Source organism: Paraburkholderia sp. RAU2J (assembly GCF_003634845.1).
Lineage (GTDB): Bacteria > Pseudomonadota > Gammaproteobacteria > Burkholderiales > Burkholderiaceae > Paraburkholderia > Paraburkholderia fynbosensis.
In genome coordinates this window covers 2,941,487-2,963,701 of the sequence record NZ_RBXG01000002.1, presented here as the reverse complement: position 1 = coordinate 2,963,701, position 22,215 = coordinate 2,941,487, and the positions used below count along the sequence as shown (strand labels likewise).

The following is a 22,215-nucleotide window of genomic DNA, read 5'->3' as shown; positions in this document are numbered from 1 at the left end:
CTGCTTGCCATGTCGTCGCGTTCACTTCTCCCAGGCTCGCTGATCATCGGCAAAGCCCTTTGTCTGCGGCTTTTCCGGAGATCTCTTAGGATCGGAAACCAACTCTGGCACAGCCCATGCGTTAGTGACACCCGAGCAGACAAATTGCTCGAACCCGAACGCAGGACTGTGCAGTTTCCCCTTCCCCTTCCAGGAGATTTACCATGAACACGCTGATGATCAAAGACCTGTCCATCACCGAACAACTCGACAGCAAGGCGATGAGCGCCGTGCGCGGTGGCTTCGGCTATCCCTCGTCATCCTATTTCAGCTATGCGCCGGTATACGCGCCGAACAACAGCAAGACCGTCGACGCTACCCAGCTCATCAACACGACGATGAGCATCCAGAGCGCGAACGGCAACAACGCAGCGTTCGTCGCGGGCACCACGACCACGATCGCTCCGCATGTAAGCTCGGCCAACAACATCTACGTGTCCTGAGCGACGCGTCCCCCGCGAAGGCCTGCCAGCCTCTGCGGGGTCCGCTCCGCCCGGGTCGAGCACCGATCTGGCGTTGGCGCCGTGTCGGCTAGTGACTCAAAAAGATTTCCACTTCAATCGTTCTTTGCACGCACCCCTCGCGTCACCGTCCGATCCCCGCGCCAACCTTCCCGCCCGCTCCTTCGATGGTGAAGCCGCGTGGGAGAGGCTTTACCTGAAGGGCGCTCCCGTTGGGCAGTGCGTGCAGCGAAGCGGGCGTCATCGGAGACAATCGTGTCAGCGTTGCTTGATTCACCGGTCTGTCAGCGCTTCTTCCTCATGACATCGGCACGGCGCAAGCCGGTGCGTTCAAGCGGCGGCAAGCGCGCCGGCGCCGCGTTGCGCGTCGTATGTGCGGCAGCGGTATGCGCGCTGTCGCTCGGTGCGTGCGTGGACTTCCGCATGGCCGACTACAAGCGCCCCGACACGCCTGCCAAAGCGTCGTGGTCGGATCAGAAGGGCGCGGTGTCGGCCACCGCGACCATCGAGCCCGACTGGTGGAAAGGCTTCCATGATCCGTATCTCGACACGCTGATCGCCAACGCGATTGCGGGCAACTTCGATATCAGAGTGCTGGCCGCGCGTATCGATGTCGCCGGCACGCAGATCGCAGAGGCCAAAGCAGGTGCGTTGCCCACGATGGACCTCGGCGTCGGCGCCGATTTCGAAAAGACCACAGGCCAGACCTTTGCGAAGCAGTACAACGTCGCGGCCCAGGTGAACTGGGATATCGACATCTGGGGCAAGGTCGAAAAGGGCGTGCAGGCGCAGAAGGCGGAATTTCACGCGAGCGAAGCGGATTGGCGCGCCGGGTATCTCGAACTGGTGGCGAACGTCGCCAGCACCTACTTTCAGATCCTCCAATTCGACGACCAGATCGAGCAGCAGCAGAGAACGCTCGTCACGAACAAACAGATTCTCACGATCTACGACGGCCAGCGGCGCAGCGGCCTCATACCGCAAACCCAGGTGCTGCGCCAGCAGGCGGAAATCAACCGGCTGACGAACGAGCTGCTCGACTTGCGCCGTTCGCGCGCGATTGCCAACAATGCGCTCTGTACGCTGATGGGCGTACCGGCGGGCGAGTTTCAATTGCCGCAGGGCCACCTGCAGGAACGCGTGCAATTGCCCGCGGTACCGGACGGCCTTCCCGCGCAACTGCTCGCGCGCCGCCCCGACGTGGTGGCGGCGGAGTTCAGAGTGCTGGAGGCTTACGACCTCGTCGGCCAGGCCAAGCTCGCGCAATTGCCGACCATCGGTCTCACGGCACACGGCGGCACGGCGAGCGCCGCGCTGAACAACCTGCTGAAATCGTTCACATTCGGCTTGATGCCGAGCATCAACATCCCCTTGCTCGATCCCGGTACGCGGGCTCACGTGAAGACGACCCAGGCGCAATCGACGGTAGCCGAGCAGCAGTACCGCGTGGCCGTGATGGGTGCGTTCGAGGAAGTGGAGAACGCGCTGGTCAATCTGAATTCCCATAAGGCGCAACGCGTGGAATTGCAGGAACAGGTGTCGCGTCTGCAAATCGTCGCCGATCAGATCCAGTCGCAATTGCGACTTGGCGTGGTGTCGCAACTGGAGGTGTTCGAAACTGAACGGACTTTGCTCGAAGCGCAGCAGGGCCTTCTCGCCAACCATCAACTGATTCTGTCCGACACGGTTCTGCTGTACAAGGCGCTGGGCGGCGGCTGGCCGAGCGTGGACGTGCAGGCGCAGGTCAATAGCAAGTAGGTGACAAATAAGCGGCAGGCAAAAGAGAAGTAAAGGAACACTGAGCTAATCGCGAGACGGCGCGCGGCGTGGGTGTTTTAGATGCAGACGACGCGTACTGCCTTGACAACTGAACATCTGAAAATTGACACTCGCCATGCGTGACTTACAATTGTTGAGGGGCCCTATTCCATGCGGCTCATTACAACAAGATCGTTTCGCCGTTGTCCTTCGTCCCGTTTCCGTTGCGCTCTCGCCGCGGCGGGTAAACGCTTAGTGATCCAGATAAAATGGCCACCGGCGAAGTTCCGATTGCTGAAATGCGCGCGACCGTGATCGCTGCCTTCGACGTGGTGTTGTCGCCGGTTGCGTCCGCGCAACGTCCCGCGCTCGACGCGATCCGGATTGTCGACAACCTGTTTGCGATCGGCCGCAGCGAAGCGCCATTCACCGACTACCCGCCCGAGCGAACCTCGCGTCTGTCGCGCCGTCACGCGCGCGTTTTCACGGAGCACGGCGTGGTTTATGTCGCCGATCTCGGCAGCAAGAACGGCACCACGCTAAACGGCATCGCCGTGCGGCAAATGCCGGCGCGCGTGCGGGCCGGCGACGAATTGTGCTTCGGCGGCGAGCTGTGCTACCGGGTGAGTATCGAGCCGCGCGCACGTATCGTGGCGGCCGCCAGCACGCCGCCCACGCCGGGCCTGCTGCTGGTGCCACAGCGCGACGACCTCGGCTTGCAGCCGATCGAGGTGCAGGCGTTCCCGTTTCTCATCAGCAAGGCGGACGACGTTTTTTCGCGCTACAAGGAGCGCTATCCGCATCAGGTCAATTACATCTCGCGGCGGCACGCACACATCTTTCTGAAGGGTGGAGAACTCTACGTCGAGGATCTCGGCAGCACCAACGGCACCTTCGTTGGCGGAAAACGCCTGGACGAATCCGCGCTGCCGCTGGTGGAAGGCGACGTCGTTGCATTTGGCGGCGACCACTTCGTCTACAGGGTGTCGCTGCAGAAAGCCCCTGATGTCGAGCCCACCGTGACCCAGCTATTCCTCAATCCAGCCGTCGACGATGCGGCCGATACCGACAAGACCACGTTCGTCGGCGCCGCGCATTCGTTCCTCGATATCTTTTGCGTCGACCCGGGCCTACAACGTGAAGACGAAGTCAACGAAGCGGCATCGGCCGTGTCGGCGCAGGCGAAGCGCGATGCGCAGAGCGGCGCAAAAGGCGTGAATGGCACCAGCGGCACGAATGGAACGAAGGGCGCGCAGGGCGCGACGAGCGGCGGTAGTGCGCACGGCGCCAACGCCTCGGGCCCCGCGGCGAGCGCGAAGGGCAAGCCGCGGCGCTGGCGCCTCGTCGCGAGCGAACTCGGCAAGGCCTTTGCGGACGACGACCGTCCGAACGTCAAACGCATCGCGGGATGGAGCGGCGCGGGCGTCGCCGTTCTGGCGGCGATCGCGGTGGCGCTCTACTTGCATGGCTCGTCGGAGCGTGAATTGAAGGACCTGTTGGCGAGCGGCGATTACACGAGTGCGGTCACGGCGGCGAAAGGCTATCTGGCGAGTCATCCGGCGGACACCAAAGTCAGCGCGCTCGCGAGCGAAGCGTTGCTGAAGGCGAAACTGCCCGGCTGGTTGAACGCATTGCAGAAGGCTCAATTCGATCAGGCCGACGCTTTGTTGACAGAGATGAGAGCGTTGAGCGTGGACAACGCGGACGCCACCTCGCTGGTCGGCGAACTGCAATGGGTGGGCGATCTGGAGCGCTTCGTGGCGGGGCGCGGCGGCGCGGATGCGCCGATCCGCATGTATGCGGACGAATCGACGATCAATAACCTCCTGCAACGCTGGGAAGACGACGCGAAAAGCCATCAGCGCGCGCTCGACCGGATCGCGTCATACGTGCCGGTATTTGCCGAGCCTTACGCGCAGGCGCTGAGTCATCTGCGCAAGCTGGAAAGCGACGATTCGGTGTACGTCGCCGCGATCGACCGGCTGAATGGCGTGATCCGCACCGAACTGGCGCGCGACAAACCCGACGCGCTGCCGCCGGTGCTCGACGATTATGCGCAGCGCTACCCGCGTCTCGCCGGCCTCGACCGGGTGCGCGAGGATTTGCGCCAGTACTCCGCGTTGCTCAATGCCGCGCTGAGCCGTCAGCTGACGCCATTGCTCGCGATGCTGAAGTCGGTGCATTTCGGCACGCCGCCTTTTCAGGCGCAGTTTCAAGAACTGGCGGCGAGCCGTTTGCCATCCGTCGACGTGGTAGAGCGTCACGACGCGGTGAACGCGGCGTGGCTGCGTGGCGACGCGCAGCAGGCGCTGGCCGATTTGCAGGCGATGCCCGCCGGCCCATGGTCCGACGTGCTCGCGGCCGAAGCAGTGCACAAGAAAGCGCTGCTCGATCAGTACACCGATTTGCAGAAGACGCGCGGCGGCAAGGATTACGACCAGCGCCTGCTGTCGTTCTATGCAAGTCTCGATCCGCAGGCGGATGCGTGGTTTGTGCAGTCGATCGATAAAGACGTTGCCGCGCTGCACGACAAAGCGCTCGCGCGTGCGCAAGATCTGCTGCTGCGCGCGCAGAGTCTGTGGAAGCAATATCGCGCGAGTGGTTCGATCGGCGGCACGCAACGGCTCGAAGCGGGCATCTCGCCGGGCTTTCGCAGTGAGGCGCGTTTGCTGTCCGACGCGCAAACGGCGGCGCAGCAGGGCATGCGCATCTACACGCAACTGAAGGCCGATCATCCCGCCGACTTTGACCGCCTGCTCGCGGACATCGAAGCCGAAGCGGATTTGCAGCGCCGCTCGCTGACGGAGTTGCGCATGGTGCTGGACCCGGGGCTGTTGAAAGCGAAGCTGGCATTGATCGGAGGCGAGCAGAGTGAAGCGCGACAATCACCCTAAGCCGTTGTCCGAGGCGCTGGAGGACCACAGTGTCGAAGGCATCGCGATTCTGACTGCCGAGCCGGTGCGGATCGCGCGTGCGCTGATCTGGGCAATGGTCGCGCTGGTGGTGGCCGGGCTGCTGTGGTCGTTCGTCGGCCGGGCGGATGTGATCGTCACCGCGCAGGGAACGTTGTCGCCCGAATCGGAAGTGCGCCGCATCTATGCGCCGATCGACGGCGAACTGGCCGACCTGTACATCGCCGAGGGACAGCCGGTGTCGAAAGGCGACGTGCTGGCGCGGCTGAACGCGCGCGGCGCGATCGAAGCGGCGAGCAACGCGCTGCAAGCGCAACTCAAACTCGAAGACGCGGAGCGCGACTCGAAACAGTTTCCGCAGAAGAAGGCGCTGATGGAGCGTAAAGCCGCGGCGCTGAAGGCTCAAATGGAAGTGGAATCCCGTCTGCACGAAAATCGGGTATCGGAGGGCACCACCAAGCTTGCCGAAGGGCAGAAGGCGGAACTCGACGAAGCGCGCAGCATTCTCGACAACGCCCGCCGCACGCGCGAGGCGGCGCGTCAGGAACTGGACCGCTATTCGAAGCTCTTTGCGCAGCCGGGGGGCGGCGGCATCGCCGAATTGCAAGTCGAGCAGAAACGGACCGCCGCGCTGGAAGCGGACAACGCCTACCGTGTCGCGCAATCGAAACTCGCCGAACTGGACTTTCGCCTGAGTCATGAATACACGCAGGCGAATGCACAACTCGAAACCAGCGGCCAGCAGACCACCGACCTGCAACTCCAATACGATTCGGCGGTGCGCGATATCACCGATGCGGAAGACAAGGTGCGTCTGCAATTGCAGAGCGCCCGCCTCGTGTCCGAGGCCGCCGCGCGAATCCGCTTCGAGAATATCGACAAGGACAACTTCCTGCTGATTCTCGCGCCGGTCTCGGGCGTCATTACCGATGTGACATCGACGCAGCGCGGCGACAAGATCCAGGCGAACGCGCCGCTCGGCGGCATCGCGCCGAAAGACGCACGGCCCGTGCTGAAGATCGAAATCGCCGAACATGACCGCGCTTTTCTGCATGAAGGCCTGCCGGTGAAGCTGAAATTCAACGCGTTTCCGTATCAGCGTTATGGGCTGATCAGCGGCACGCTTGCCTATATTTCGCCCGCCACCAAACCGTCGGCGCAGGACAAGCAGCCGGTCTACGAGGGCCGCGTCACGCTCGACAAGAACTACTACCAGATCGCCGACACCCGTTACCCGTTGCGCTACGGCATGACGGCAAGCGCCGAGATCGTGGTGCGCGAGCGGCGGCTGATCGATCTGGGCCTCGATCCGTTCAGGCAGGTGGCGGGTTGAGCATGCTGAATATTCCCAATCAAAGGAGCGAGTGAAATGACCGCGATAGTGCGTATCGATGATGAAGTCGTGGACGTGTCCGAGTTCATTCGTCTTCTGAAGCTGACCGGCCAGTTCGAAAGCCTGATCGAACAGATCGTGCGCGACAAGCTCACGGTGCACGCGGCGAAAAAGCACGGCGTTACCGTGACCGCCGATGAGATCCAGCAGCGCGCCGATCAGTTCCGCCGTGTGCGCGGCCTGCATCGCGCGACCGACATGAACCAGTACCTCGATGTGCTGCACGTGAGTCTCGACGAGTTCGAAGCGTTCATTACCGACGGGCTGTACCAGGAGAAGATGCTCGACGAGGTCGGCAACGAAGCCGCGATCCGCGACTACTTCGCGCTCAACTCGCCGAAGTTCGACGCGATCGAAGTCAGCCATATCGTGCTCGACAGCGAGGGCAAGGCAAAGGAGATGATTTCGTATCTGCACGACGACCCGGACAGTTTCGCCGACATGGCGCGCGAACATTCGATTGCCGACACGCGCGAGGCGGGCGGCGTGATCGGCAAAGTGCTGCGCGGCTCGTTGAAGCCGGACATCGAAGCGAAGATTTTCAATGCGGCGGTGGGCGATCTGCTCGGGCCGTTTGCCTCGGCGGATCGCTCGTGTTTCGAGATTTTCGCGGTGACGGCCAAGTATCCGGCGACGTTGGATGGGGACGTGGCCGCCGAAGTCAGGCGGCTGCTGCGCGAAAGCTGGCTGATCGCGCGCTCCCAGGAGCATGTGATCGAAGCGCGCTAACGGAACTGGGCGCTTTGCTTTATTCGCGCCGTAGCGCAGTCGCACCACTCGAGCCAAGTCAACGCAGCCAGCCGAACGGAGGTCCGTAGTACATGGACGCACCCCAGACCGCGCCTTCCGCCGCCGAGTTTCTCGCCTCGGTGGAGATTCTCTCGCCATTCTCACGCGATGAGATCGAGCGTCTCGCCGACTACGCGCAAGCGCGCTTCTATTCGTTTGGCGAAACGGTCTGCTCCACGGGCGAGGTGGCCGACGGACTCTACGTGGTGCGTGCGGGTTCGGTGCGCATTTTCACCGAGGAGCACGGCAAGGAAACCAGCATGGGCGTGCGCAAGTCGGGCGAGATCTTCGCCGACATCGCGATGTTGCGCAGCTACATGCACGAAGCGTCGGTGCGCTCGTCGGCGAAAACCGAGTTGCTGTTCATTCCGCGCGCCGCGATCGAACCGGTGATGGCCGGCAATCCGGCGGCACTGGCGTTCGTCGCGAGCTATGTGGCGATCAGTTCGGCGGGCGGCTTCGTCGCGCAGTTGTTCGATTTGCGCGGCAAGCTGAACAAGGCGGAACTGGAAGAGTATGTGCGCAGCGTCGGCGTGAAACGGGTCGTCGCGGGCAAGGAGATTCTCAAGCAGGAGGGTCGCGACGACCGGCGGCTCTACGTGGTGCGGCACGGCCAGGTGCGCATCGTACGGCACGAGGAGGGTCACGACTACACGCTCGCGACGCTCGGCGAAGGCGAGATTTTCGGCGAGAAAGCGTGTCTGATGCGCCAGGAGCAGATGGCCTCCGTCGTCGCGACGACCGATACGCGGCTGCTGGTGATTCCGGAGCGCACGGTTCACTTCATCCTCGAACGCAATCCCAAGCTGCGCGAAGTGCTCGACGAGCGCATCCGCTACGGCGACCGCGAATTACAGCGGCAAAAGCGGCTCGAACAGCGCCGCAAGTTGCCGCTGATGCTCGACTTGCAAAGCAAGCCCGAGTTCGGCGAGAAAGTCATCAAACGCTTTGCGCTGGTCGAACAGGCCGAGGAGATGGACTGCGGCGCCGCGTGTCTCGCGATGGTGTGCCGCCATTACGGCATTCCGATGACGCTCGGCAAATTGCGCGAACTCGCCAACGTCACGACCCAGGGCGCGACACTCGACAGCCTCGCGCGCGCCGGCGAATCGCTCGGTTTCACCGCGCGCGGCGTGCAATGCACGTTCGATTCGTTGCGTGGTTTCGATCTGCCGTTCATCATCCACTGGGAGGGCTATCACTACGTCGTGGTGTACGGGCTCTCGAAGGATTACGTGTGGATCGCCGACCCGGCGCTCGGTTTCCGGAAATTAACCGTCGAGGATTTCGAGCGCGGCTGGAGCGGCACATGTCTGCTTTTCACCGGCGGCCCGCACCTGGTGCAGATGTCGGCGGCGCGTTCGCCGTGGATACGGTTTGTCGGCTACCTGAGGCCGTACAAGAAGATACTCGGCCATCTGTTTCTTGCCACCTTCGTGATTCAGGTGTTGGGCGTGATTCCGCCGCTGATCATCCAGAACATTCTCGACGGCGTGATCGTGCATCAGAACGTCAGCCTGCTGCATCTGCTGATAGGCGGTTTGATCATCGCGAGCGTGTTTTCGCAATTGATGTCGACGATCCGCGCGTATCTCGCCAACTTCATGGTGCGCAACATGGACTTCGCGATGATGTCGCAGTTCTTCAAGCACACCATGTCGCTGCCGTTCTCGTTCTTCGCGAAGCGCAAGACCGGCGACATCTTCGCGCGCTTTCAGGAGAACCAGACGATCCGGGCATTCCTCACCGAATCCACCGTCACCACCACGCTCAATCTGCTGATGGTGTTCATCTACTTCACGATCATGTTCGTCTACAACGTGAAGATGACGCTGGTGTTGATCGCGTTCGTGATTCCGATCATGGCGTTGACCGCGATCGCCACGCCGAAGATCAAGGGCTACGCGCGCGAAGTGTTTACCGCGTCGACCGATTCGAAGTCGTTTCTGATGGAAGCGCTCGCGGGCGTGGAGACCATCAAGGGCATGGGCATCGAGCGGCCGGTGCGTTTGCGCTGGGAGAAGAAGTATGCGAAGGCGCTCGAAGTGCAGTATCGCGCGCACGCGTTCAACATTCTGGTCGGACTCGGCAGTCAGTTGCTGAACGCGGCGACGACCATTGCGATTCTCTGGGTCGGCGCGAATCTGGTGCTGGCGCGCGAAATGACGATCGGTCAGTTGATCGCATTCAATGCGTTCATGGGTAGTGTGATGGGCCCGCTGATGGGGCTCGTCGGTTTATGGAGCATGCTGAACGACGCGGGCGTTGCGATGGAGCGGCTCGGCGACGTGCTCGACATCGAGCCCGAACAGAAGCCGCAGGATTTGCCCTCGCGCGTGATGCTGCCGGAACTGCAGGGCGAGATCAGTTTCAGCGGCGTCTATTTCCGCTACGGAGACAACGACTCCGCCTACGTGCTCGAAAATATCAGCTTCGACATCAAGCCCGGCGAACTGGTGGCGATAGTCGGGCGCAGCGGCTCGGGCAAGACCACGCTTGCGAAGCTGCTGGTCGGCTTTTACACGCCTACCGAAGGAAAGATGAGCATCGACGGCTACGATCTCGGCGTGGTCGACAAAGCCTATTACCGCGCGCAGATCGGCTATGTGATGCAGAGCAATCTGCTGTTTTCCGGCACGATTGCGGAGAACATCGCGAGCGGCGACGATGCGCCCGACCGGCGCCGCATCGAGGAAGTCGCGAAGATGGCCGACGCGCATGCGTTCATCAGCAAGATGCCGCTCGGCTATGAACAGATCGTCGGCGAGCGTGGGATCGGTTTGTCGGGCGGACAGATCCAGCGGCTGTGCATCGCACGCGCGCTGTATCACGACCCGCGTCTGCTCGTGTTCGACGAAGCGACCTCGGCGCTCGATTCGCAGTCGGAAAGCAATATCCTCGGTAATATGCATGACATTCTGAAGGGTCGCACGGCGGTGATCATCGCGCACCGGCTCAGCACCATCATGCGCGCGGACAAGATTCTCGTGCTGTACGAAGGGGCGATCGTCGAACAGGGCCGCCACGATGAGCTGATTCAGCGTGGCGGGATGTATTACCAGCTGGTCCAGAAACAGTTGAGCGCGTAATGATGAAAATACTCGACCAGATTGAAGAGGCCAGGCCCGCGATTTCCTACGCGGGCCTGATCGAGCGGATCGAGATTTTGCGCTCGACGTTGCGCTGGTCGTCGCGCCTCGAACGCGCGGATATCGACAAGCTGCTCAGGCAAGCCACCTCGTTGCGAGACGAAGTGATGCAGCTTTCGCACAAGGAGCGCTTCGTGCAGGCGGCCGTGGCCGCCGAGCCGCAAACGCCGGTCGATCAATCGCGCGGCGCGCGCAGAAAGGCGTTGCTCGAACGCAGCTTCATTTTCGAAGGGACGTTCGGTGACAATGCGCGTCTGCTGGAATCGCTAGAAATCGCGGAGAAAGCGGCGCCCACCGACTTGCCCGTGCTGATCGACGGCGAAAGCGGCACCGGCAAGGAACTGATGGCGAAGGTGATTCACGCGAACGGCTCGCGCGCGGACAAGCCGTTCATCTCCGTGAACTGCGGCGCGATTCCGGAGAACCTGCTGGAGTCCGAATTGTTCGGGCATCGCAAGGGCGCGTTCACCGGGGCGTCGAATGATCGCAAGGGCAAATTCGAAAGCGCGCATACGGGGACGATCTTTCTCGACGAGATCGGCGAGTTGCCGCTCGCCGGCCAGGTCAAACTGCTGCGCGTGCTGGAAGCGCACGAGATTCAACGCGTGGGCTCCGACGAAACCATTGCCGTCGATACGCGCATCGTCGCGGCGACCAATCGCAATCTCCGGCAACTGAGCGAAGAGGGCAAATTCCGCGAGGATCTGTTCTACCGGCTCAGCGTGATTCACGTCACGCTGCCGCCGTTGCGCGAGCGCCGCGATGAAATCCCGCTGCTGATTGCGTGGTTCGGCGACGAAGCGGCCGGCACCTTAAAACGCAGGCCCGTCAGACTGACGCCGCGATTGCGCGACTTTCTGCTGAACTACGCGTATCCGGGGAATATCCGCGAGTTGCGCAACGTGATGTATCGCGTGTCGTGTCTCGCGGGCGATATGGCGGACGTGGATCATCTGCCGCTGGACATGCGGCCGACGGCGCCGGGGGCGGCGGCTGTGTCGACCGGTGCGCCCGTGAGCGGGCAGGAGCCGATCAGCGTGGCCAATCTGATGTCGCTGAGCGACGCGAAACGGGCCGCCAGCGACGACGCGGAGAAAGCCTTCCTCGAGCGTGGCCTTCGCGAGGTGAGCGGCACCGTTGCCGAACTCGCGCGGCGGATCGACATGAACCGCTCGCATTTGCAGATGCTGCTGAAGAAGCATGGTCTGCATTCGAAGGACTTCCGCAATCGCCATGCACCGGCTGCCAGCAGGGACGGCGCAGAGGACGAGCGGGAGCGCGGCGAGGAAGACGGCGAGACTTGATGCCGGTCAAGTGCGGTGTCAAATTGGCGGCGTCCAAGCGGTGACTTCAGGGCGACGGATTCAGCAAGGTTTTATCGGACGCATTCGGATCTTCCGCCTGCACGACCACCGCGGTGATATTGTCCCGCCCGCCGCGCGCGAGCGCCAATTCGACCAGTTCCTCGGACGCGTTCTCACATTGCGCCGAGGTCAGCACCGAGATGATTTCGTCGTCGCTCAGCTCGTTGCTCAGGCCGTCACTGCAGAGCAGGAAGACGTCGCCGTCGGCGACTTCGATCGCATCGTCGTCGAGTTCGAGCAGGTCCGTTGCGCCCACCGCGCGCGTGATCATATGCTGCGCCGGATGATTCCGCGCCTCTTCGTCGGTGATTACGCCGAGTGACTTGAGTTCTTCCACCTGACTATGATCGCGCGTGAGTTGCCGCAGCTGTCCTGCGCGATACAGATAGATGCGACTGTCGCCCGCCCACAGATAGCCGCAAAAGCGATCGCAAGCGAGCAGCACGACGACGGTGCTGCCGATGCGCTGCACCTGGCGGCGCACGGCTTCGTCGCGCAGTTGACGATTGGCGGTTTGCAGCCGCGCGCGTGCGTCGGCAATCAGCGATTTCATGCTGAGCGGCGCCGCGAGCCGGCTCAACGCATCGATCACGAGACGGCTTGCGAGATCGCCCACCGCGTGCCCGCCCATGCCATCGGCGACGGCCCAGCGCCCGGGTTCGGGCTGGTCGAGGCAGGCATCTTCGTTGATCTCACGGACGCGTCCGGCGTCGGAACGCGCGGACGACGTCCAGCGAAATTGGCTCGCACAAATCACAACGGCTACACCGTATCGTTTCTGCTGCGTGCGTCGGGAGAGACAGCGATGTTCGAATTCGCCCCCGTGTTGTAGACATCGACCGACTGAAACTGGTTGATCATCTGGTTAGCATAGAAGTTGTTGGACACCTCATACAAGTTCACGACAGGTCCCATGCTTGGCGTGTTGCGCACATACGGCTGAATCCAGCCATATACCCACGGCGCACCACCGCCGCCGCGAATCGCCGCCATCGCTTTCCGGTCGAGCGCGAGGTTCAGCGTGAGGTCGTTTAGTGTGATGCAAGCCATGACGTTTCTCCGGTTGCCGCGCCGGTTGCGCGCGCGGTTTAAAAGGATCTGGACGTGATGGTGCAAGTGCCATGCCACTTTTCGGCCCCATCCCCGGCTTTGTCGTAACGCGTTGATTGCACGGCGATTCCGTGCGCTTGCTCGCGCAGCGCCGGGTTGCGCGGGCGCTGGTCGGTCGGCTTGCAGCCAACAAACGCTCCCGCGCGGCGGTGTATGACCCAACACATTCGGGTCGCTTCCGGCCACACGTCGACGCACGGACAACAGCGGAAAGCGGCACGCCGGGCAGCCGTCATTGAACGTCGCGTACCAACACATCGGGACGAATTCTGTCGGCTCGCGGCTGACACCCGGACCATTCCGCATCCCACCTCAAGACCCGGAAGTGCCTTAAATAAAGGCTTTCGCGCGCATGGCCCGGATGATGCAAAAGACCTCGCAACAGTGTTGGAAATCGAAACGAGGCCAGCCATGAACACCCCTCTTCTTCAAACGAGCAGTACGGGCAACGAAGCGCGCCAGCCTGCAACGTCCACCATCGACCTGCCGATCGGTGCGCATCTCGTCACGCAACGGCGCGGCTACGAACACCACGGCATCTATGTGGGCAATGGCCGCGTGGTCCACTACGCGGGCTTCGCGAGTTCCGCGCATCCCGGCCCGGTCGAGGAAGTGGAACTCGCGCGCTTCGCCGCCGGCCAGCCGCTGTCGATCCGCTCGACCCCGAGCGCCCGCTACGTCGGCGACGAAGCCGTGCGCCGCGCGCGCTCCCGTCTCGGCGAAAACCGCTACCGCCTGCTGACCAACAACTGCGAACACTTCTGCGCATGGTGCCTGCTCGGTGAAAGCCGCAGCGAACAGGTGCATGGCTGCCTGCGTCATCCGAGCGCCGGTGTGCTTGCGCTGGTGTGTCTGGTGAAGGTTTTCGTCGAAAGCGGTGCGAAGGGCGCCGACGCGGCCACGCAACTGGCGTGAAAGCGCAACGGCGCCGTCGACGGCTCAACGGTTTAACGATTCAAACGCGACAGGATTCAAGGAGACCATCATGGTTGCCGCAGAAAAGACCTTGCACTGGGCCGTCGACAAATGGCTCGCACCCACCCCGTCGATGCCCGCGCGCGTCGTGCGGTTCTGCCACCGCGCTTCGCAACGCTATGTGTGCGTCGAAGCGTTGCGGCCGGGCGGCCTGCTGTCGATCTTCTTCTTCCGTCACGACGACGGTTCGTGGAACGTATTCCCGCCGCAGGCCGAACGGCCCGCGATGAACGGTCATCGCCGCGGCGCGCTGTGCTAATCCGGCGCGTGCTGTCCCGCTTCGTTGACGATCCATTGACTGAACAGCAGCATCGCCGGCGTCATCGGCTTGCCCTTCAGGCAGGTCAGCCAGTAGCTGCCGGCGTGGACTTCCACATCGAACGGACGCACGAGGCGCCCCGTATTGACCTCGTGATCGAACATCAGCGCCGGCGCGAGCGCGATTCCCGCGCCTTGCATCGCCGCTTCCACCATCAGGCGGGACGAATCGAACACCGGCCCGCGAACCGGCCGCGGCGGAATGCCGGCGGCGTTGAACCAGTTCATCCAGTCGTCCGCGCGATACGAACGCAGCAGGGTTTCTTCCGCCACATCGTCGGGCTTCGACAGACGCGCGGCGATCTCCGGTGTGCATAGCAGCGCGAGCGGCGCATCGAGCAGCCGGGTGGCGAGCGAGCCGGGCCACGTGCCGTCGCCGAAGCGGATCGCGAAGTCGAGCCCTTCGGTGGCGAGATCGACGAGGTTGTTGTTCGTCAGCAGCCGCAGTTCGACGAACGGATGCGCCTCGCGAAACGATCTGAGGCGCGGCATCAGCCAACCCACCGCGAACGTGCCAACCACGCCGACCGTCAGCACCTCATGAAAATGCCCGCCTTCGAATTGCTTGAGCACCGCTTCGATGCGATCGAACGCGTCGCTCAGAACCGGGCGCAGCGCGAGGCCTTCGTCGGTCATCGCAAGGCCGCGCGGCAGACGCTTGAAAAGCGCAGTGCCCAGCCGTTCCTCGAGCGTGCGGACCTGTTGGCTGACGGCGGCCTGGGTGACGTTCAGTTCGAGCGCGGCGCGCGTAAAGCTCAGATGTCTCGCGGACGATTCAAAGGCGCGCAGCGCGTTCAGTGGAAGACGCGGTCTCATGATGCAGGCATAAGATTTTCTTGTGAGTCGGCTAACTTATCATCGTTTGTCAGCGCCGGGTGGAAAACCGATAGTGGCGGCTTCACAGAAGGAGCGGCGATGATTACGAGACGGAAGTTCGCGGGTGCGGTGCTGGGTGCTTCGATAGCTGGAGTTGCGCTTGGCAGCGCAGGCGCGTGGGGAAAGACGATAAAGGCAGGTGGCCCCGCGCGTGGGCGTGAGCTGGCCGACGCCGAGGCGATCCGCGAGCGGCTCGCGCGGATCGAGGCGGCAAGCGGAGGGCGGCTGGGCGTGTCGATCGTCGACACGACCACCAGTTTGCACGCCGGTTTGCGCGCGGACGAGCGCTTCCCGATGTGCAGCACCTTCAAGCTGCTGGCGGCGGGCGCGGTGCTGACGCGGGTGGATCTCGGGCAGGAGGATTTGCAGCGGCGCGTGGTGTTCTCCGCCAGCGATCTCGTGCCGAACTCGCCGGGCACGAGCCGGCATACTCGCGAACTGACCGGCGACGCGGGGATGAGCATCGGTGAATTGTGCAAGGCCGCGCTTACGCTCAGCGACAACACTGCGGCCAATCTGTTGCTCGCGAGCTTCGGCGGTCCGGCGGCGGTCACCGCATTCGCACGCAGCCTGGGCGATGGCATCACGCGGCTGGACCGTATCGAGCCCGCGCTGAACGAAGCGATTCCCGGCGATCCGCGCGACACCACCACGCCCAACGCGATGCTCGGCAACCTGCGCGAGCTCGTGCTGGGCGAGCATCTCTCGGCGGCATCGCGGACGCAATTGCTGGCGTGGCTCGTGGCTAACCAGACCGGCGGTTCACGGCTGCGCGCGAAGCTGCCGGAGGACTGGGGCGTCGGCGATAAAACCGGCACTGGCGAGCGCGGCACCGCCAACGACATCGCGATCCTGTGGCCGCCCGGCCGTGGACCGGTCCTGGTGACCGTCTATCTGACCGAAGCGGACGGCGACGCGGCCCGCAGCAATGCGGCGATTGCGAATGTCGGCGCGCTGGTGGCGGAGTCTATCCGGCGCGCATGATCCGAACGAGTTCGATGCTGGCGCAGGCGCTCGCCCGCCTTTTCAGCAGTCGAATTGTGCGACACTGAGGTCACACCGAAAGGGGGCAACCCCCGGGGGCAACCGCGCCGACAACGGCCGATCGCCTCGACGGATGCGGTGAGAAGTTGACTGTCCAGGTGAAATGCTCGACACATACTGCTGACGTTCGTCCAGGTAAGCCGTCGGCTTGTCCAACCGTGCATCATTGCCCTCGTTCGGAGTCCACTATGTCCGTGTACGTCCTGGCCTTGCTCATCGGCATCGTCGCCGGCCTTCGCGCGATGACCGCTCCCGCCGCCGTCAGCTGGGCGGCGCATCTCGGATGGCTGCCACTGCAGGGCACGTCGCTCGCGTTTCTCGGCTTCACCGCGACCCCGTACATCTTCACGTTGCTGGCGGTCGTCGAACTGATTACGGATCAACTGCCGGAAACACCCAGCCGCAAAGTGCCGCTGCAATTCGGCGCGCGCATCGTGGCAGGCGCGTTGAGCGGCGCGGCGATCAGCGGCGCGCACGGCGGGTTGGCGGGCGGCTGGATCGTGGGAGTGCTCGGTGCGGTGGTCGGCGCGGCAGGCGCGGTGATCGGCACGCTCGGCGGCGCGAAGGTGCGCAGCGCGTTGGCTCGCACATTCGGACGGGATGCGCCGGCGGCGCTGATCGAGGATGTCGTGGCGGTGGCGGGGGCCGCGTTGATCGTGGTGTCGTTGCACGGGTTTTGATGGTGGCGTGTCGATGCCGTGACGCGTCGATGCTTGGGCGCTGTGATACGAAAGCGGGGAGACGCATCTCCCCGCTTTCGCCGATCAGCTCGCCCGCGCGACCTGCGAATCGGCGGGCGCTTGCCTCACCGGTGCCGCCGGGGTGGCGGTTGCAGGCGGAAGCAGCTTGCCTTGCACCAGCAAGCCCAGCGTCTTCACCACCAGAATGCCGATGATCACATTCGCCGCCACGAACAGAACCGGCGCGGCCCATTCGAGCGGACCGGCGGCGCCGCGTTCGAGCATCCGCAGAACCATCGTCGGCAGCGCGGCCACGCCAAAGCTGAAGGCCCAGTATCCCGGCACGAACGCTTGCTGGCGGATCCACGGCAGCAGCCGCAACAGCAGTAATGCCTGATACAACCCGTAACCGAGCAGGGCCAGCGCGAACAGATCAGGCGTGCCGCTGCTCAGGCTCAGGTAGGTCACGCCACCGACGACCGGCGGCGCGAGTTGCACGCCGAGGATCGGGCGCAATGCTTCGGGCAGCGGCTCATGGACGGCGGCGCGGTGCAGGATCAGCGATTCGAGTGCGAGCCATGACAGCACACCGGCGCCGAAAAGCAGATCGCCCAGCTGATGAAAACCGAAGGCGGCGGCAGCCGTCCCGGCGACGAAGCTCGGCGCGACGGTCGGCAGATAAATGGCCGGCGTGATCAGTTCAGGCTTGCGTCCACCTTGCCAGAGCCGTCCATGGAGATACACGCCGAGCGCCAGTTGCGCGAGGGCGGCGACGCCGAACAGGCCGAGCGCCAAGGTATGCGCGTACGGCTCCAGCAGTTGCGCGGCGAGCAGGCTCGACACCGGCCCGAGCGCCGCAAACGACGATTGCACCGGATGCTGCATTTCCGCGCGGGCGTCGGCCGCCTGCGTCAGCCACTTATGCCCGTACGCGGCCATAACGACGAGCCACACGGCTAGCGCCGCGACTGTCAGCAGGGTTCCCGCCACGGCGGGCAGATGCCATACCCTGAGCGCCACGCGCCACAAATTGGCGAACGCCAGCGCGCCCACCGCGATCCCGAAGAAAGCAACTGGAATCGCACCACGATTGCTGTTCATCACCGAGCCTCCGAAAGTTGCGACGCGCTCCGGTGTTCCGGTGTTGCGCGACCGATGGCTCACTGTAAGAGGCGGTGGCCAATCGGTGAACGCGGCAAAGGCTCGACAAATGGCGCGATCGTCTCAATCTGCGCGGGTCGCCGTTTCATCGCGGTTGGGGAGGGGTGCCTCGAAGGCCGGAGATTAGACGCACGCGGCGCGGCATTCACCTGCCGCCGGCTCGCGACGACGGCCGTCAGGCCGACATGCGTTCGAGCATCGCGAGCAGCGCGTCGAAAGAAAGCGGCTTGCGCGCGTAGGCGATGGTGGGATTCGGCTGCACCGGAATGTCCGAGGCCGCGCTGCACAGGATGATAGGAATGTCGCGCAGAGCGGGGTCGGCATACAGCGCCGCGCACAGCTGCAGTCCCGACATGACCGGCATCATGCAGTCCGACACGATGACGTCGGGCCGTGTCCTGCGTATCTGTTCGAGCGCGGCGGCGCCGTTCGACGCCGTCATCACGGTATAGCCGTGCCGCTCCAGCAGCAGCCGCCAGACCGTGAGGATGTCGAACTCGTCGTCCACGACCAGAATGGTTTTCATGAGCGGCTACGTCGTGCGCCGTGGCTGCAGCGTGGCCGACAAGCCCGGCGCCGCGGACGCGTTGGCCGACACGCCACTGTCGATCACGTCGAGGCCTTGCGACGAAATCACCAGTTCGCGCAGCGAAGTGTCATGCGCGCTTTCGCGCTGCTTGACCACGGAAATCATGCGCCGCAGACCCGTCTCGGACTCCGCGTAACGCAGCAGCAGGAGGTTCTCGGTCAATGCCGAGACCCGCACACTCTTCGCGTAACCGGGGTCGGCGTAAAGCGGCAGTTCTTCGGTCAGCAGAGCCGTGACACCGATTTCGCGAAGCTGATGCAGCAGCGCATTCAGGAACAGGCCGAAGCGCTCGGTGCGCAACGCCGAATCGCGGAAGCCCTCCACACCGTCGATCACGATGCGCGACGCGCCGATTCTCTTGACGGTGGCAAGCGCGTTGGCCGCGAGTTCGTCGACGGCCAGCTCGATGGCCGGCTGCCATTGGACGACGAGGCGGCCGTCTTCGTACCCCTCGGTCAGCGCGATCGAGACCGCCTCGGCTTTGCCGATCAGCCGCTGCGGTCCTTCGTAAAAGCCGAGATACACGCAGCGTTCGCCGCGCGCCACACCGGCCGCGAGGAACTGCAAACAAAGCATGGTCTTGCCGACGCCCGACGGTCCGATCAGCGTGGTCGTCGAGCCTTGCGCGAAGCCGCCGCCGAGCAGATCGTCCAGATGCGGCAAGCCGAAGCCGAGGCGCGTGGTGAGATCCACCGGACCCGGCTTCATCGCGCATTGTGCTTCGAGGCGCGGGTACATCAGCAGCCCGCTTTCGGCGATGCGGAAGAAGTGCTTGCCCAACAGATGGTCGCGCGCACGCATCTTGTGCACTTCGATTTCGCGGGCGCGGCGCATGCCGTCGCTGTAGCGGTTCAGTTCGATCAGACCGTCGACCAGCGTGTGCTCGGGATGCGGTTCGTTTCCGGAGAGCGGCGCGAGCAGCAACGTGGTGCAATCCATGGCCGCGACCAGCGCATTGAGCTCGTGAATGAACTTCGACAACGACAGTTCGGTTTCGCTGAATTCGCGCGCGCTGCGAAAGCCGTCGATGATCATCAGGCTCGGCCGGTAGTCGTAGATGCTCGATGCAATCAGCTTGAGGAAGCCGTCGAGACCGTCCTGCATCAGCTCGTGATAGCCGGAGACGAACAGCATTTGCTGCGCGACGGCGGTCTCGTCGAAGAAGCTCAGGCCTTTGAGGTGTCCCAGCAGCTTGTCGTGCGACTCGGCGATCAGGGTCATGTACAGCACCTTCTCGCCCTGGCTTACACGATGAAAGCCGATCTGGCTCGACAGGATCGTCTTGCCGGCCCCGGCCATCCCTTCGAGCAGATAGACGCCGCCGCGGACCAGACCTCCACCCAGGATCTCGTCGAAGCCGGGCACACCCGTTTCCACGTTGGCCCGGACGCCAGGAGAGGAGAGCGCGCTCGAAGGGGGCGCGGCAGGCCGGGAGAACGGTTGAGATTCGGGGATAGTCATTGTCGATCTGTCATCCAGAGTGCGGAAAAGCGACGGTGCATATCAAAACCGTCTCGTGCTCGAATTGAACATTGCCAGCAATTCGCATTCCCACCGGCGCCTTGACGCGCTTCGGAATTGGAATGCCCGTGATTTTATCCGGCCACGGCGCGCCTGGGCATGAAACGCCGGCGTGTACCGGGCTCTGGATAAGTGTGGCGGAAGGGGGGAGACGCGATGGTCGATGGTTATCGACGAGCGGTGGGGGGGCTGCTTTCGGCCCGATGTAACGCTGTCGCCTCGCGCATGCAAAAACGACATGCATGCGCAAGGCGCAGGCGTTGCTCTCGCGCCGGACGGCGAGCGATGCAGAGCGCGGGCGGGTGCGGGTCCCGGCCCGAGCTTCCCAGCGGCTTAGCTACACACGAAGCTGCTCGCCGCGTTGACGTCGCCGCCGTGGTAGCGGGCCACTTTCGGATACGCGCAGAGTGGCCGCGTGCGTCCCGTGCCCCAGCCGGCGGGAACGTCGGCGTTGGGCGTGATGCTGCTCGCGTCGCGCGCGCTCGCGAGCACGCCGTCCGGCGCCTTGCCCTGTTCGACCCACGCGATCATCGGCGTGAGCAGGTCAAACTGGTCGGTGCTCGGGCCGCCGCTGCAGTGGTTCATGCCGGCGATCGTGTAGAGCTGCGCGAAGTTCGACGCGTCGCCGCCGTTGGCCGCACTCAGGCGCTGATACCAGTCGGTCGTGTCGTTCGATGAAAACACCGGGTCGCTCGTGCCGTGATAAACCATCAGCTTCGCGCCGCGTTGCTTCAAAGCGCCGAGGCTGGTTTCGTCGGGCGGCGTCATGAACGACCAGGCCGACTCGCTGTACGCGCCGCTGGTGGCGAAGATCTTCGGTGCGTCGGTGTCCATGCTGAAGTTCAGCGCGTAGGCGGACAACTGGCTCAACACGGCGGCGCTTTGCGGCGGGGTCGTGAAGATGAACGCCGCCGCGGCCGGATCGAGCGTGATCGAATTAGCCTGCTTCCATGCCGACCAGCCCTGGCCGAGACCCGCGTCGTACGGAAAACTTGAGTAGAGCGCCGTACCCGCGCTGTTGCGCGCGCCCGAGAACACGTTGCCGATCGCGTCCTTCTGCGCGCTCGTCAGACAGCTTCCGTCGCGCGCGTCGTTCGCGCAGGTAGGCACGTCGTTGGCCAGGCTGAAATTTGCCTGGCATGCCTTGATATCTTGAATGAGACCGTCACTCACGCCGTCGAGCGCGTCACATCTGGCGAGTATCTTCGAGGCGACCATCTGACGTTCGGCGGCGGTAAAACCGGTCGTGATGTCGGGCAGACCATTGGCCGTCGTCGCGGTCGCCACCTTCGCCAGTTGTTGCGCGCTCCACATCTCGCCGATCGCGGCCTTCGGCAGATGGAAGCCGGGGTCGCCCGCAATGATGCCGTCGTATTCAGCCGATGAGCGCGCTGCCGCGACCAGCGCGTGGCGGCCGCCGTTGGAGCAGCCGTCGAAATAGCTGCGGTCCGGCGCCTTGCCGTAGGCGAGCTTGATCACCTGTTTGGCCATCGGCGTGAGCGTGGCGACCGCGTGATAGCCGTAGTCGATGCGCGCCTGCGGGTCGAGCCCGAACAGCGGATTCTGCGAAGCGCTATGCCCCGCATCCGAGCTGATGACCGCGAAGCCCATGTTGAGCGCGTCGTTGGTCGGACCGCCGCCGCCGATCTCGCCGGTGGCGGTCAGGACGTTGCCGTCCAGGCCACCATTGGCCTGGTAGAAGAAGCGGCCGTTCCATGCCAGCGGCAAGCGCATCTCGAAGCCGATCGCATACGTCTTGCCGTCGACGCTGCTCACGCGCTGGTTCATGTTGCCCTGGATCAGGCAGTGTTCGGCGATCGGTTTGCCGGCCACTTTCAGCATGCCGGCCGCCACGTCCGTCACCGTGGTGAAAACGGTGTTGGCGAACGTGAGTTTCGCGGCCAGCGCCGTGCAATTGCCCGCGAGCGTGCCGGGCGTGGCCGCGCTCAGTTGCGGCAACGCATTGGCGCTGCTGTTGCCACTGCCGCTGCCACTGTCGGTGTCATTGCCGCCGCATGCGGAGAGGCCGAGCGCGGCAGCCGCTGCGAGCGCGATGGAAGTGCGCTTCATGTTCAT

18 protein-coding genes are annotated in these 22,215 nt (G+C 63.7%); 11 read left to right on the top strand and 7 right to left on the bottom strand.

Going from position 1 to position 22,215, the window contains the following annotated elements; all coding sequences use genetic code 11:
- Nucleotides 1-203: 203 nt before the first annotated feature.
- The 7 genes from B0G69_RS30810 to B0G69_RS30780 all read left to right on the top strand — a co-directional run bounded on the left by B0G69_RS30810 (nt 204) and on the right by B0G69_RS30780 (nt 11,805).
- Nucleotides 204-482 carry a hypothetical protein gene (locus tag B0G69_RS30810; RefSeq protein ID WP_121323654.1) on the top strand — a complete coding sequence of 93 codons (279 nt, stop codon included), beginning with the start codon at nt 204-206 and terminating at the stop codon, nt 480-482.
- Between the two features lie 318 nt (nt 483-800).
- On the top strand, nt 801-2,258 hold the full coding sequence (locus tag B0G69_RS30805; RefSeq protein ID WP_121323653.1) for an efflux transporter outer membrane subunit: 1,458 nt from the start codon (nt 801-803) through the stop codon (nt 2,256-2,258).
- 269 nt (nt 2,259-2,527) lie between these two features.
- Nucleotides 2,528-5,152: an FHA domain-containing protein gene (locus tag B0G69_RS30800; protein WP_121323652.1), complete on the top strand. Its 2,625-nt coding sequence runs from the start codon at nt 2,528-2,530 to the stop codon at nt 5,150-5,152.
- Nucleotides 5,130-6,503, top strand: coding sequence for an HlyD family efflux transporter periplasmic adaptor subunit (locus B0G69_RS30795; RefSeq protein WP_121323651.1), 1,374 nt, complete (start codon nt 5,130-5,132; stop codon nt 6,501-6,503). Before B0G69_RS30800 ends, B0G69_RS30795 begins: the two co-directional genes overlap by 23 nt.
- Before the next feature lie 36 nt (nt 6,504-6,539).
- Nucleotides 6,540-7,292, top strand: coding sequence for a peptidylprolyl isomerase (locus B0G69_RS30790; RefSeq protein ID WP_121323650.1), 753 nt, complete (start codon nt 6,540-6,542; stop codon nt 7,290-7,292).
- A 92-nt stretch (nt 7,293-7,384) separates the two neighbouring features.
- A complete protein-coding gene (locus tag B0G69_RS30785; RefSeq protein WP_121323649.1) occupies nt 7,385-10,441 on the top strand; it encodes a peptidase domain-containing ABC transporter in 3,057 nt (1,018 codons plus the stop codon).
- Entirely contained in the window at nt 10,441-11,805 is a 1,365-nt protein-coding gene (locus B0G69_RS30780; RefSeq protein WP_121323648.1) for a sigma 54-interacting transcriptional regulator, read from the top strand. The genes B0G69_RS30785 and B0G69_RS30780 overlap by 1 nt, the downstream gene beginning before the upstream one ends.
- A 46-nt stretch (nt 11,806-11,851) precedes the next feature.
- Here the strand turns inward: B0G69_RS30780 and B0G69_RS30775 are convergent, their stop codons facing one another.
- A complete protein-coding gene (locus tag B0G69_RS30775; RefSeq protein WP_121323647.1) occupies nt 11,852-12,622 on the bottom strand; it encodes a protein phosphatase 2C domain-containing protein in 771 nt (256 codons plus the stop codon).
- 5 nt (nt 12,623-12,627) lie between these two features.
- Entirely contained in the window at nt 12,628-12,915 is a 288-nt protein-coding gene (locus tag B0G69_RS30770; RefSeq protein ID WP_121323646.1) for a hypothetical protein, read from the bottom strand.
- Between the two features lie 471 nt (nt 12,916-13,386).
- Here B0G69_RS30770 and B0G69_RS30765 point away from each other — a divergent pair, with 471 nt between their 5' ends.
- Both B0G69_RS30765 and B0G69_RS30760 read left to right on the top strand, forming a co-directional pair.
- Entirely contained in the window at nt 13,387-13,890 is a 504-nt protein-coding gene (locus B0G69_RS30765; RefSeq protein ID WP_121323645.1) for a lecithin retinol acyltransferase family protein, read from the top strand.
- A gap of 70 nt (nt 13,891-13,960) precedes the next feature.
- Nucleotides 13,961-14,209 carry a hypothetical protein gene (locus tag B0G69_RS30760; RefSeq protein WP_121323644.1) on the top strand — a complete coding sequence of 83 codons (249 nt, stop codon included), beginning with the start codon at nt 13,961-13,963 and terminating at the stop codon, nt 14,207-14,209.
- Here the strand turns inward: B0G69_RS30760 and B0G69_RS30755 are convergent.
- Nucleotides 14,206-15,084 (bottom strand): LysR family transcriptional regulator, encoded by an 879-nt coding sequence (locus B0G69_RS30755; RefSeq protein WP_121323643.1) that lies wholly within the window; start codon nt 15,082-15,084, stop codon nt 14,206-14,208. The two genes, B0G69_RS30760 and B0G69_RS30755, sit on opposite strands and share 4 nt — an antisense overlap.
- A 99-nt stretch (nt 15,085-15,183) precedes the next feature.
- Here B0G69_RS30755 and bla point away from each other — a divergent pair, with 99 nt between their 5' ends.
- Both bla and B0G69_RS30745 read left to right on the top strand, forming a co-directional pair.
- Entirely contained in the window at nt 15,184-16,128 is a 945-nt protein-coding gene (bla, locus tag B0G69_RS30750) for a class A beta-lactamase (protein WP_121323642.1), read from the top strand.
- Between the two features lie 248 nt (nt 16,129-16,376).
- The gene (locus B0G69_RS30745) at nt 16,377-16,868 is read left to right on the top strand and encodes a DUF4126 family protein (RefSeq protein WP_121323641.1); all 492 of its coding nucleotides are present in this window, start codon (nt 16,377-16,379) and stop codon (nt 16,866-16,868) included.
- A gap of 84 nt (nt 16,869-16,952) precedes the next feature.
- Here the strand turns inward: B0G69_RS30745 and tehA are convergent, their stop codons facing one another.
- The 4 genes from tehA to B0G69_RS30725 form a co-directional block, all read right to left on the bottom strand.
- Entirely contained in the window at nt 16,953-17,969 is a 1,017-nt protein-coding gene (gene tehA / locus B0G69_RS30740; protein WP_121323640.1) for a dicarboxylate transporter/tellurite-resistance protein TehA, read from the bottom strand.
- A 235-nt stretch (nt 17,970-18,204) separates the two neighbouring features.
- Complete coding sequence (locus B0G69_RS30735) at nt 18,205-18,555, bottom strand: response regulator (RefSeq protein ID WP_121323639.1); 351 nt, start codon at nt 18,553-18,555, stop codon at nt 18,205-18,207.
- A 6-nt stretch (nt 18,556-18,561) separates the two neighbouring features.
- Nucleotides 18,562-20,079: an ATPase domain-containing protein gene (locus tag B0G69_RS30730; RefSeq protein WP_241991518.1), complete on the bottom strand. Its 1,518-nt coding sequence runs from the start codon at nt 20,077-20,079 to the stop codon at nt 18,562-18,564.
- 393 nt (nt 20,080-20,472) lie between these two features.
- Nucleotides 20,473-22,209: a tannase/feruloyl esterase family alpha/beta hydrolase gene (locus B0G69_RS30725; RefSeq protein ID WP_121323981.1), complete on the bottom strand. Its 1,737-nt coding sequence runs from the start codon at nt 22,207-22,209 to the stop codon at nt 20,473-20,475.
- Between the last annotated feature and the right edge of the window lie 6 nt (nt 22,210-22,215).